The sequence below is a fragment of the Nocardioides sp. genome (genome assembly GCF_029937575.1).
Lineage (GTDB): Bacteria > Actinomycetota > Actinomycetes > Propionibacteriales > Nocardioidaceae > Nocardioides.
The window spans coordinates 48,038-59,122 of the sequence record NZ_JAPYPS010000023.1; the positions used below are offsets into that span (position 1 = coordinate 48,038).

Sequence of the window (11,085 nt, forward strand, 5' to 3'; positions counted from 1 at the left end):
ACCACCATCAGATGATCTGAGCTCGTGCCTCGCTCAGATCATCTTGGCGAGCAGCAGCCCGTCACCCACGGGCAGCAGCAGCGGCACCAGGCCGTCGTGCTCGAGGACCTGACGCCCGAGGTCGCGGATCGCGACCGTCTCCGCGTCGCGCTGCGCCGGGTCGGCGACCCGGTCGTGCCACAGCGCGTTGTCGAAGGCCACGACGCCGCCGGGGCGCAGCAGCCGCAGCGCCTCGGCGAGGTAGGCGCCGTACTCGGTCTTGTCGCCGTCGGCGAAGACGATGTCGTAGTGGCTGTCGGTCAGGCGGGGGAGGACGTCGAGCCCGGCCCCGGCGATGGTGCGCACCCGCTGGGTGGCGATGCCGGCCTCGGTGAACGTCTCGCGCGCCAGGCGCTGGTGCTCGGCCTCGACGTCGACCGTGGTCAGCACGCCGTCGGGCCGCATCCCGCGCAGCAGCCAGAGTCCGGAGACGCCGGTGCCCGTGCCGATCTCCACGACCGAGCGGGCCTCGAGGGCAGAGGCGAGGAAGCGCAACGTGGCGCCGGCACCCGAGCCGACGGCGACGACCCCGACCTCGGTGGCGCGGGCCCGCGCTGCGGCCATCACGTCGTCCTCGCCGACGAACGTCTCGGCGTAGGACCAGCTCGTGGGCGAGATCGGATCTGTCGGCGTGCTGGGCATGGGGGAAACCTATCGGCTCCACCGATCGAGATCGGGGATCCTGGACGGAGGAAGCGCCGGGAACACCGGCACCAGGTGGTTCGTTGTCCCTTCACAGGCAACGTTCAGCCACGACCACTAGCGTCGTGCTCGCAGGAAAGAGGCATCACGACGTGGCGCGACGAGGCGACAGGAGAGGCGAGATGGTCGAGCAGCCCCAGGAAGGCGTGCCGAGCTGGGACGAGATCGTCGCGCGTCACTCCGACCGCGTCTACCGCCTCGCCTACCGCCTGACCGGCAACCGCCACGACGCCGAGGACCTCACCCAGGAGGTGTTCGTGCGCGTCTTCCGGTCGCTGTCGACCTACACCCCGGGCACGTTCGAGGGCTGGCTGCACCGCATCACCACCAACCTCTTCCTCGACCAGGCGCGACGCAAGCAGCGGATCCGGTTCGACGCACTCTCCGACGAGCGCGCCGACCGGTTGACCAGCGGGTCGCCCGCCCCAGAGGCGGCCTACGCCGACCGCACCTTCGACGACGACATCGAGCAGGCGCTCGCCACGCTCCCCCCCGACTTCCGGGTCGCGGTCGTGCTGTGCGACGTCGAGGGCCTCGCCTACGAGGAGATCGCCGACATCCTCGGCGCCAAGCTCGGCACGGTCCGCTCCCGGATCCACCGGGGTCGCGCGATGCTGCGCACCGCGTTGGCCCACCGCGCCCCGGCGCCCGGCCGTGAGCGCTACTCCGGGCCCGTGTCTCCGGCGGCGGTGCGCCGATGAGTGCGCATCTCGGCCCCCGCGTGAGCGCGCTCCTCGACGGCCAGCTCTCCGCGGAGGAGAGCGAGCGCGCCTGGGCCCACGTGCACGGCTGCCACCAGTGCCGCGACCAGGTCGAGCGGGAAGGTTGGATCAAGACGCGTCTGGCCGGATCCTCGATGGAGCCCGGACCGGCTCCCGACGCCCTCAAGGGCGCTCTGCTCGGGATGCCGCCCGGCGACATGCTCCTGGCGATGTCCTCGCACCGGGCAGCCGACACGCCGTCGCGTGCTCGCCGTACGGTCGGGATGGCGGCCATCGGCGGCGGCGCCGCGGGGGCTGCTGTGATGGGCGTGCTGGCGCTCGGGGCGGCACCGGCCGACGTCCCCCAGATCGACCGTCGTGTGCCCGCCTCGCAGGTCACCACGCCGCCGCAGGTGCCGGTGAAGGTGCCCCTGCGGCCGTTCCGTCAGGGCCGCTGAGGGCCGCCGAGGGCCGCCGGGCAGGTTTCGCGCCCGGTTTCACCACCCACCGTGGATGATGGGGCGGTGAGCGACGACCAGGACCGGCAGGGCGAGATGCCCGACCCGCACGCCTACCCGCCCCCGGTCCCGGCATCCGCCCCGGTCGACCCCTCGTGGGCACCGCCGTCCGGTCCGCTGCCGGCCGCGCCGTCGTACCCGTGGGCCGACTACGCCCGCCCGCGCCCGCCGCACGACGCCCGGAGCTCCCACAGCTCGGGCCACCACACGAAGGGTCGTCGCTTCGGGGTCGGCCCGGCACTGCTCGTGCTCCTGCTCGGGCTCGGCGGTGGATTCGGGGGGAGTGCGCTCTACGACGGCCTCGCCGACAACGAGGCGGCCGGGCCGTACGCCGGCGGGCTCGAGGACGTCGAGACCGTCGAGCTGCCTCCGGTCAGGATCGGCGGGGTCCAGGCCGTCGCGAAGGAGCTGCTGCCCAGCACCGTCCAGATCGTCGCGGAGTTCGAGGGTCAGTCCGGCGGGGCCACCGGATCGGGCTTCGTGCTGGACAAGCAGGGCCACGTCATCACCAACAACCACGTCGTCGCCTCGGCCGCCCAGGACGGCGGGACGATTCAGGTCGTCGACTTCGGCGGCACGACCTACGACGCCGAGCTGGTCGGGCGCAGCGCCGTCTACGACCTCGCGGTGCTGCTGGTCCCGGGGGCGACCGACCTGCCCCCTGCCGCGCTCGGGCGCTCGGAGAAGCTGCGTGTCGGCGACGGCGTGGTGGCCTTCGGGTCCCCGCTGGGCCTGACCTCGACCGTGACCGCCGGCATCGTCAGCGCCCTGCGGCGCCCGGTGACCACGGGCTCCCCGGTCGACGACTCGTCGTACATCAATGCCGTGCAGACCGACGCCGCCATCAACCCCGGCAACTCCGGCGGTCCCCTGGTCAACCTGCGCGGGCAGGTCGTCGGGGTGAACTCGGCGATCGCGACCAACGGCGGCGCCAGCGGCGAGGCGGGCAACATCGGTGTCGGCTTCGCGATCCCGGTCGAGCAGGTCCGGATCACCGCCGACCAGATCCTCAAGACCGGCGAGGCGCGCTACCCGGTGATCGGGGCCCAGGTGCGCACCCAGGGTGAGACCATCGGCAGCGGCGCCCGGATCTCGGAGGTCAACAGCGACACCCCCGCCCAGGCCGCGGGCCTCGAGGCCGGCGACGTCGTCATCGAGGTCGACGGGTTGCGGGTCACCGACGGCATCGGGCTGATCGTCAACATCCGCAGCCACCAGCCGGGCGAGCAGCTGGAGTTCACCTACCTGCGCGACGGCGAGCAGCGGACCACGACCATCGAGCTGGGCAGCGAGACGGGCTGAGCCCTCAGTCCTGCCCCGGGCCCTGCTCGGCCTCGACGTAGGGGTGCTCGGCGACGAAGGTCGCGGTGTCGGTGTACATCTGGGCGATGTACTCCTCGAGCTTGCTCGACTCGACGCGCCACTGTCCGCGGCCGCCGATCTTGATCGCCGCCAGCTCTCCACGCCGGACCATGGCGTAGACCTGTGCGCTGGAGGTGCTGAGCACCTCGGCCACGTCGGCGAGGGTGAGGAAGCGGGGCGTGCCGGACATGGGTCCATGGTCGCACCAACCCGGCCCTCGGCGGGGACGGCTCTCCGTCGCCTGTGGAGAGGAGCCTGTGGAGAGGGGGTTTCCACCGGCAGGATCCTGGTGACAATGGTGCGGTGACCTCCACTCTCGGGAGCCCGACCGCCTCACCCACCCCACCCGCGTCCCAGTCGCCTGGGTCGGCCCCCGCCGGCGTGCCGCCGGCGAGCCGGGTGAGCAGCCCGGGGTGGCGTGATCCCCGTCTGTGGGTGGGCGTGGCCATCGTCGCCGCCTCGGTGGTCCTCGGGTCCCGAGTGCTGGCGAACGCCGACGACACCGTCGCCGTGTGGGTCGTGGCCGAGGACGCGGTGGCCGGCGAGGTGCTCGATCCCGATGGCCTCGACACCGCACGCCTGCGCTTCGCCGACGACGACAGGCTCGCGCGCTACTTCACCGTCGACGACGTGCTGCCCGAGGCCCTGCGCCTGCGCAGGAGCCTCGGCGCCGGAGACCTGCTGGCGCGTGACGCCCTCGGTGAGGAGGCGTTGGCCGACACCGTGGAGCTCCCGGTCCCGGTGGCGCCGCTGCTGGTGCCGCCGGCGGTCGCGTTCGGCTCGGTGGTCGACGTCTACGTCTCCGACCGTGGAGCGACCAGCGGGAGTGACGGGCGCCGCGTCGAGACCGAACCGTCGCTACCGGCGCTGGCAGAGGTGACCGTGGTCGACGCGCCACGTCCCGACGAGGCGTTCGCTGCGAGCGGTGACCGGCAGATCGTGCTGGCCGTCGAGGCGGCCGCGGTCTCCGCGTTCTACGGCGTCATGGATGCGATGAGCGACCCCGTCGTCTCGATCGTGCGACGCGGCTGAGGCGGCGACGATGATCGTCGTGCTGGTGGTGGCTTCCGGCGGGTCCTGGGAGACCGAGGCCCTCCGGGTGCTGGGGGAGTCCTCGACCACCGTGGTGCTCAAGCGTTGTGTCGACGTCCCGGACCTGCTCGCCAGCGCCGCCGCGGGGCAGGCGCAGGTCGCGGTGCTCGACGCCGGTGCGACCGGCCTCGACGCGGCGGCGGTGGAGCACCTGCGGCGCCACGGCGTGCACCCGGTGGCCGTGGCACGCGCCGACGATCTCGACGGTGCTCGGGTGGGGCTGCGCCGCGTCGGCGTCCACGACGTCGTCGACGATCTCGCACTCGACACGCTGCCAGACGCGGTCTCCGCCGTGGTGGCTCGGGCCGACACGCAGGGCGACGCACGTCCTCACCTGCTCCCGCCGCCGCCGGAGCAGCTGCCCAGTGGCCCCCGCGGACGCGTGATCGCGGTCTGGGGACCTGCCGGTGCGCCGGGGCGCAGCCTGGTCGCGAGCGCCCTGGCAGCCGAGCTGGCACGACGCCGCACGCCGACGGTACTAGTCGACGCGGACCCGTACGGCGGGTCGCTGGGCCAGATGCTCGGCATCATGGACGAGGTCTCCGGCCTCCTGGCTGCCAGCCGCTGGGTGGTGTCGGGCCAGCTGGAGGAGCGCTTCGCGTCGGTGCAACGGGCCCTGGGCCCCTGCCTGACGGTGATCACCGGCCTGCCCCGGCCGGAGCGGTGGTCCGAGGTGCGTCCTGGCTCCGTCGAGGAGGTCCTCGACCTGGCGCGCAGGCACGGTGAGGTCGTGGTCGACACCGGCTTCAGCCTCGAGGAGGATCCGGTGCACGACCTCAGCGGCCGTCCCACCCGCAACCACCTCACGCTCTCGGCGCTCGCCAGCGCCGACGAGGTCGTCGTGGTCGGCGGTGCCGACCCCGTCGGGCTGTCGCGCCTCGCGCGGAGCCTCGTCGACCTGCGCGAGGTGGTCTCGGCCGTGCCGCTGCACGTGGTGGTCAACCGGATGCGCCCGAGCCTGGGGTGGTCCGAGCGCGACATCGCCGCGATGGTCACCGGGTTCACGCCCACCGACTCCTTGCACTTCCTGCCGGACGATCGCGTCGGGGTCGACCGCGCCCTGGTCGCGGGCCGGACCCTGCTGGAGGGCGGCGAGTCCGCGCTGACCCGCGCGATCGGAGGGCTGGCCGAGACCTGGGCGCCTACGCTCAGGCAGAGAACAGGAGGTAGAGCCCGCCGCCGGTGAAGCCGACCATCGCCGCCAGCAGGGGCAGCTGGCCCGTCAGGTGAGAGCGCGGAGGCAGCACGCGAATGGCGCGGTCGTGGGCGATCACCGCTGCCAGGACGTGTCCGACCACCACGGCCAAGACCTTGATGCTCGCCAGCAGGGTCGGGTGGTAGCTCAGCCAGGTGGGCTCGCTCCAGTTGCCCGTGCCGAGGATGTTCCAGCCCTTGCTCAGCGGATCGCTGGCCTGGATGAGGGTGCGGGTCCCGATCTCGATCAGCAGGGTCAGGTAGTGGGCGATGATGTAGCCCACGATGATCGGCACCAGGGAGTGGGCGAACGTGTCGGGCAGGTGGCGACGACGTTGCTCGGGGTCGACCCCGGTCAGCATCGAGCCGAGGGAGAAGATCCCGACAGCTCCGGCACAGAAGGCCAGCAGCGCCAGGTTGGCCAGGAGCTGACCGTTGATCGAGGAGCCCTGGACGAACGTCACCCAGGTGGTGGACTCGCTGAAGGAGTCGAAGCCGGTGCTGCCGAAGAGCACGCCGGTGACCACCACCAGGCCGGGGACCGGTCTGACGGTCGCGAGGTTGGCCAGAGGGCTGCGCAGCTGCAGGTGACCGTCCTTCACGCCCCAGACCGAGAGCTTGGCCGCCAACGAGGAGTAGACCTCGAACGGGTCGGCACGCTCGTAGAACCGGCTGCCGAACAGCGCACCACCGATCAGCATCGCCCCCACGTAGACCGCGCACCACAGTCGTAGCGGGCCGAGCTCGGAGGTGAACGGGTAGACCAGCTCGAACCACACGAAGGCGTAGAGGCCGAGGGCGGCGGGGAGGACACCGAGCTTCTCGGGGTAGCGGTAGAGGCCCTCGTCCGGGTCGCTGCCGGCGATCTTGGCGAGCAACAGGTTGATCGTGCGTAGCGGGCTGATGGCCTTCCAGAAGGGCCCGAACAGCACGGACATCGGGATCACGCCGACCCACAGCCAGACGAAGAAGATCCCGAAGACCGGGTTGATCGTGGACTCCCGGCCGAAGAGGGCGCAGAAGATGGCGAAGAGGAAGACGAGCATGCCGAAGGCCCGCAGGGCGATCGCGAACGCCGGGGAAGCGACGACCGCCTGCAGCAGAAGCGGCGCGCGCCGGCCGGCTCCCTGCTCGTCGTAGCGGGGCGTGCGCCAGGCGACCGCGAGCACGGTGAACGAGATGACCAGGGCTGCGATCCCGCCCGCGATCGCGAGGTTGAGGGGGATCGGCAGATCCGACTGCCCGCCGATCCCGTGGGCGCTGAGGTCGCCCCGGGTCACGAGACCACGAGCTTGACGATCAACCTGTCCAGCGTGTGGGACTCGACCTCGACCTGGCCGGGGCGGTCGATCGACATGGAGAAGGTCTCCGGGTCGCCGGTCCCCTCGTAGGCGAACTCCTGCTCGGGGTCGGAGTGGACGTGGATCTCGCCGGGCGCGTCCGCGGTGACGACGAGGTCGACCTCCTGGCCGACCGCGACGGCACGCTCCTCGCCGTTGGGAGTGATCTCGTCGCCGCTGATCGCGATCTCGACGGTGGCCACGCCCTCGCTGTCCGACGAGGAGTCGGGGCCCGACGCGCAGCCTCCGGTGAGGACGGCGAGCGTGAGCAGGATGCCCGCGGCGACGGCACGGGTGCGAAGCATGGTGATCCTCCTGATTGCTGGGCGGCCGCCACGCGACGAGCAGACCTCTGTCAGAATCGCACGACGAACAAGTGCGGGTGTGCGGGCCCCCCTCCGGGTGAGCCGCCCGGGACGGGGGACCGGGATGAGCGAGCGACTGCGTTCGCGTGACCGGGCATTCCTGCGTGCCGAGGAGCCGAGCGCCCCGCGACACAACGCGACGGTCGAGATCTTCGACCTCGGCGACTCGGGATTCGACTACGACCGCCTCGTCGAGCTGATCTCCGACAGGATCTCGTTCGTCCCCCGCTACCGACAGCGCGTGGTGACGGTTCCCGGTGGCCTGGCCAGTCCGGTGTGGACCGACGATCAAGCCTTCGACCTCGCCTACCACGTGCGCCGCTCCGCACTGCCTCGTCCTGGCTCCGACGAGCAGCTGTTCGAGCTCGTCGCGCGGATCGTCTCGCGACCGCTGGACCGCAGCCGCCCGCTGTGGGAGATCTACTTCGTCGAGGGGCTCAGCGACAACCGGGTCGCGATCCTGTCCAAGTCCCACCAGGCCCTCGTCGACGGCGTGCACACCGTCGACCTCGGGCAGCTCCTGCTCGACGTCAGCCCGCAGGCCAAGGACCTCGAGCCCGACGACTGGTCGCCGCGCAGCACCCCGTCGATCCCGGCCCTCCTGGGAGACGCAGCCAAGGACACGGTGCGCTCCCCGACGACGGTGATCGACACCGTTGGGGTTGCCGCGACCAACGTCCTGCAGCGCGCCGACGAGACACGCCAGCGGGCACGGCGGGTGACGCGGGCCCTGACCGGCCGGCCCGAGCGGCGTACGGCGGTCTTCGGGCCGTTGTCGCAGCAACGCCGGGTCATCACGCTGACCACCGAGCTGGCCGACTACCGCACCGTGCGCCAGACCCACGGCGGCACGATCAACGACGTCATCCTCGCCACCGTCACCGGGGGCCTGCGCACCTGGCTGATGACCCGGGCCGAGTCGCTCGGCGGGGTCCGAGAGATCCGGGCGGTGGTGCCGGTCTCGGTCATCGACGAGGAGCTCGAGGCGACCTCGCTGGGCAGCCAGATCGCGGCACACTTCGTGACGCTGCCGGTCGGCGAGCCGAGTGCAGTGGTGCGCCTGCACCAGGTCTCCTACAGCTTCCAGGCACACAAGGACACCGGTCGCAGCGTGGCCGCCAACCGGCTGGCCGGCATCGCCGGGTTCGCGCCGACGACGTTCCACGCCATCGGATCGCGGGTGGCCTCCGAGGAGCTGCGCCGCGGCTACCAGCTCAGCGTGACCAACGTGCCCGGGCCCCAGGCCCCGCTGTACGCCGCCGGCGCACGGATGCTGGCGACCTACCCCGTCCCCCCGCTGCTGCCGGGTCACCCGCTGACGATCGGCGTGACGTCCTACGACGGGAAGGTCTTCTACGGCATCAACGCCGACCGGGACCTGCTGCCGGACGTCGACGTGTTCGCGACCTGCTTGGCGGAGGCCCTCGACGAGCTGATCACGATCTCGACCAGCAAGCGTGCCCCGCGGGGCCGCACACGAGCATCGGCCAAGAGCACCAGCCGCAAGGGCAGCGGCGAGTGACCCGGATCTACCTCCCCACGACGATCGAGCGGGTGCGCGGTCTGCTCGAGAGCCGCACGATCGCGCCCGACCCGGAGCCGTTCGAGGCTGACGGCGACGACGAGGGAGCGGAGTACGCCGCGCTGATGAGCGCCGCCGACGTCTCGACGAGCCTGCTGGGTGGGCCGGGTCGCCGGATCGTGCTGGTGGCCGAGGTGAGCGACGCGTCAGCCCCGCTCGCACTGAGCGACCTGGTCGCCGTCCACGCGGATGTCGCTGATCGCCCCGAGGGTGCGGACCCGGACGAGGACCTCGCCTGGTTCGGGGTCCAGGAGATCGACAGCCTCGTCTGATCGCGCTCTCGCGTGATCGCTACAGTCGCTGGATGGACGCGATCACTCACCCACCGGTCCCCGTCAACGAGCCGAACCTGACCTACGCGCCGGACAGTCCCGAGCGGGCCGCCCTGCTCGCCGAGCTCGACCAGCTGGAGCGCAAGCAGCACACGCTGCGTGCCCACATCAACGGCCGCAAGCGCAACGGCGGCGGGGCCGAGATGAAGGTCGTCCAGCCCCACGACCACCAGCACGTGCTGGGCACGTTCAAGAACTCCACGACCAAGGACGCCGAGGCTGCTGTGAAGGCCGCGACGGGCGCCGCGCCCGAGTGGCGCGCGATGCCGTTCGACGAGCGCTGCGCGATCATCCTCAAGGCCGCCGACCTGCTCGCCGGCCCGTGGCGCCAGCGGATCAACGCCGCCACGATGCTGGGCCAGTCGAAGACCGCCTTCCAGGCCGAGATCGACGCCGCGTGCGAGCTGATCGACTTCTGGCGCTTCAACGTCCACTACGCCAAGCAGATCCTCACCGACCAGCCGATCGCCAACTCCCCGGGCATCTGGAACCGCACCGACCACCGCCCGCTCGAGGGCTTCGTCTACGCGATCACGCCGTTCAACTTCACCGCGATCGCGGGCAACCTTCCGACGGCCCCGGCGTTGATGGGCAACACGGTGCTGTGGAAGCCGTCGCCGACCCAGCAGCTCGCCGCCTCGTTGACGATGGAGCTGCTCGAGGAGGCCGGGATGCCTCCGGGCGTGATCAACATGCTGCCCGGCGACGGGCTCGACGTGTCCAAGGTGGCGATGACCCACCCCGACCTGGCCGGGATCCACTTCACCGGCTCGACGCCGACGTTCCAGCACCTGTGGCAGACGGTCGGCACCAACATCTCCGGCTACCGCTCCTACCCCCGCATCGTGGGCGAGACCGGCGGCAAGGACTTCATCCTCGCCCACCCCTCGGCCGACCCCGAGGTGCTGCGGGTCGCGATGATCCGTGGTGCTTTCGAGTACCAGGGCCAGAAGTGCTCGGCGGCCTCACGGGCCTACGTGCCGAGGTCGCTGTGGGCGAAGATCAAGGACCAGCTGATCGCCGACACCGAGAACCTCTCCATGGGCGACGTCACCGACCTGTCGCACTTCATGGGCGCCGTCATCGACGCGCGGGCGTTCGCCAAGCACAAGGCGGCGATCACCCGGGCGAAGCGGGCCAAGGGGCTGGAGATCGTGGCCGGGGGCCAGGTCGATGACTCGGTCGGCTACTTCGTCCGCCCGACCATCGTCGTGGGCGGCGACCCGACCGACGAGATGTTCTCCACGGAGTACTTCGGCCCGATCCTGGCGGTGCACGTCTACGACGACGCCGACTTCGAGAAGGTCACCCACCAGTTGGAGGGTGTCTCGCGATACGCGCTGACCGGTGCGGTGATCAGCCAGGACCGGGCCGCCATCGCCTGGGCTCGTCAGACACTGCGCTTCGCGGCCGGCAACTTCTACATCAACGACAAGCCCACCGGCGCGGTCGTGGGCCAGCAGCCCTTCGGCGGCGGCCGGGCGTCGGGCACCAACGACAAGGCCGGCGCCGCGGTCAACCTGCTGCGCTGGACCTCGCCGCGCTCGATCAAGGAGACGTTCGTGCCTCCGACCGAGCACCGGCACCCGCACCAGGGCTGAGTCGCTGGGGCCGAGTCGCTGGTCCGAGTCGCTGGGCGGGCGCGGTCGACCGGCTCTTCGGGTCCTTGGGGTTGCCCCGTGTGGTCGCGGTGGTGGGGCCGCGCGCGTAGCCGACCTGCTCCCGCCGTCAAGGATCGCCTGCGGCGCCCGCTGCGCGGCACCTTCGGTGTCCTTGACTGCGGGACCCGGTAGGTCGGCTTGACGGCGCACGGGGCGGAGCCCCCTCGCTGGCGCTCGGTGGCGCCGCCCGCGCAAGC

At 71.6% G+C, this 11,085-nt stretch carries 12 protein-coding genes; 8 read left to right on the forward strand and 4 right to left on the reverse strand.

All coding sequences use genetic code 11. From position 1 onward, the window contains the following. Window positions 1-33: 33 nt before the first annotated feature. Window positions 34-681, reverse strand: coding sequence for an O-methyltransferase (locus Q1K33_RS10265; RefSeq protein ID WP_300403533.1), 648 nt, complete (start codon window positions 679-681; stop codon window positions 34-36). 182 nt (window positions 682-863) lie between these two features. Here Q1K33_RS10265 and sigE point away from each other — a divergent pair, with 182 nt between their 5' ends. The 3 genes from sigE to Q1K33_RS10280 all read left to right on the forward strand — a co-directional run bounded on the left by sigE (window position 864) and on the right by Q1K33_RS10280 (window position 3,262). Then, window positions 864-1,442, forward strand: a complete 579-nt coding sequence (sigE, locus tag Q1K33_RS10270) for an RNA polymerase sigma factor SigE (protein WP_300403535.1) — start codon at window positions 864-866, stop codon at window positions 1,440-1,442. Next, window positions 1,439-1,900, forward strand: coding sequence for a zf-HC2 domain-containing protein (locus tag Q1K33_RS10275; RefSeq protein ID WP_300403537.1), 462 nt, complete (start codon window positions 1,439-1,441; stop codon window positions 1,898-1,900). Before sigE ends, Q1K33_RS10275 begins: the two co-directional genes overlap by 4 nt. A gap of 66 nt (window positions 1,901-1,966) precedes the next feature. Next, on the forward strand, window positions 1,967-3,262 hold the full coding sequence (locus Q1K33_RS10280) for a trypsin-like peptidase domain-containing protein (RefSeq protein ID WP_300403539.1): 1,296 nt from the start codon (window positions 1,967-1,969) through the stop codon (window positions 3,260-3,262). A gap of 4 nt (window positions 3,263-3,266) precedes the next feature. On the opposite strand, the gene Q1K33_RS10285 is transcribed toward Q1K33_RS10280, so the two are convergent. Continuing rightward, entirely contained in the window at window positions 3,267-3,512 is a 246-nt protein-coding gene (locus Q1K33_RS10285; protein ID WP_300403541.1) for a helix-turn-helix domain-containing protein, read from the reverse strand. Window positions 3,513-3,625: 113 nt separating this feature from the next. Between Q1K33_RS10285 and Q1K33_RS10290 the strand changes: the two genes are divergently transcribed. Beyond that, on the forward strand, window positions 3,626-4,354 hold the full coding sequence (locus Q1K33_RS10290) for a hypothetical protein (RefSeq protein WP_300403543.1): 729 nt from the start codon (window positions 3,626-3,628) through the stop codon (window positions 4,352-4,354). A gap of 10 nt (window positions 4,355-4,364) precedes the next feature. Further along, window positions 4,365-5,600 (forward strand): hypothetical protein, encoded by a 1,236-nt coding sequence (locus Q1K33_RS10295; protein ID WP_300403545.1) that lies wholly within the window; start codon window positions 4,365-4,367, stop codon window positions 5,598-5,600. Here Q1K33_RS10295 and Q1K33_RS10300 read toward each other — a convergent pair. Next, complete coding sequence (locus Q1K33_RS10300) at window positions 5,563-6,888, reverse strand: hypothetical protein (RefSeq protein WP_300403547.1); 1,326 nt, start codon at window positions 6,886-6,888, stop codon at window positions 5,563-5,565. The two genes, Q1K33_RS10295 and Q1K33_RS10300, sit on opposite strands and share 38 nt — an antisense overlap. Then, window positions 6,885-7,253 carry a hypothetical protein gene (locus Q1K33_RS10305; RefSeq protein WP_300403549.1) on the reverse strand — a complete coding sequence of 123 codons (369 nt, stop codon included), beginning with the start codon at window positions 7,251-7,253 and terminating at the stop codon, window positions 6,885-6,887. Before Q1K33_RS10305 ends, Q1K33_RS10300 begins: the two co-directional genes overlap by 4 nt. A 124-nt stretch (window positions 7,254-7,377) precedes the next feature. Here Q1K33_RS10305 and Q1K33_RS10310 point away from each other — a divergent pair, with 124 nt between their 5' ends. Genes Q1K33_RS10310 through pruA form a run of 3 tightly spaced genes read left to right on the forward strand, consistent with a single transcriptional unit; the run spans window position 7,378 to window position 10,828 of the window. Continuing rightward, the gene (locus Q1K33_RS10310) at window positions 7,378-8,835 is read left to right on the forward strand and encodes a wax ester/triacylglycerol synthase family O-acyltransferase (RefSeq protein WP_300403551.1); all 1,458 of its coding nucleotides are present in this window, start codon (window positions 7,378-7,380) and stop codon (window positions 8,833-8,835) included. After that, window positions 8,832-9,167 carry a hypothetical protein gene (locus Q1K33_RS10315; RefSeq protein WP_300403553.1) on the forward strand — a complete coding sequence of 112 codons (336 nt, stop codon included), beginning with the start codon at window positions 8,832-8,834 and terminating at the stop codon, window positions 9,165-9,167. Before Q1K33_RS10310 ends, Q1K33_RS10315 begins: the two co-directional genes overlap by 4 nt. Window positions 9,168-9,199: 32 nt before the next feature. Then, entirely contained in the window at window positions 9,200-10,828 is a 1,629-nt protein-coding gene (gene pruA / locus Q1K33_RS10320; RefSeq protein ID WP_300403555.1) for an L-glutamate gamma-semialdehyde dehydrogenase, read from the forward strand. The last annotated feature ends 257 nt before the right edge of the window (window positions 10,829-11,085 follow it).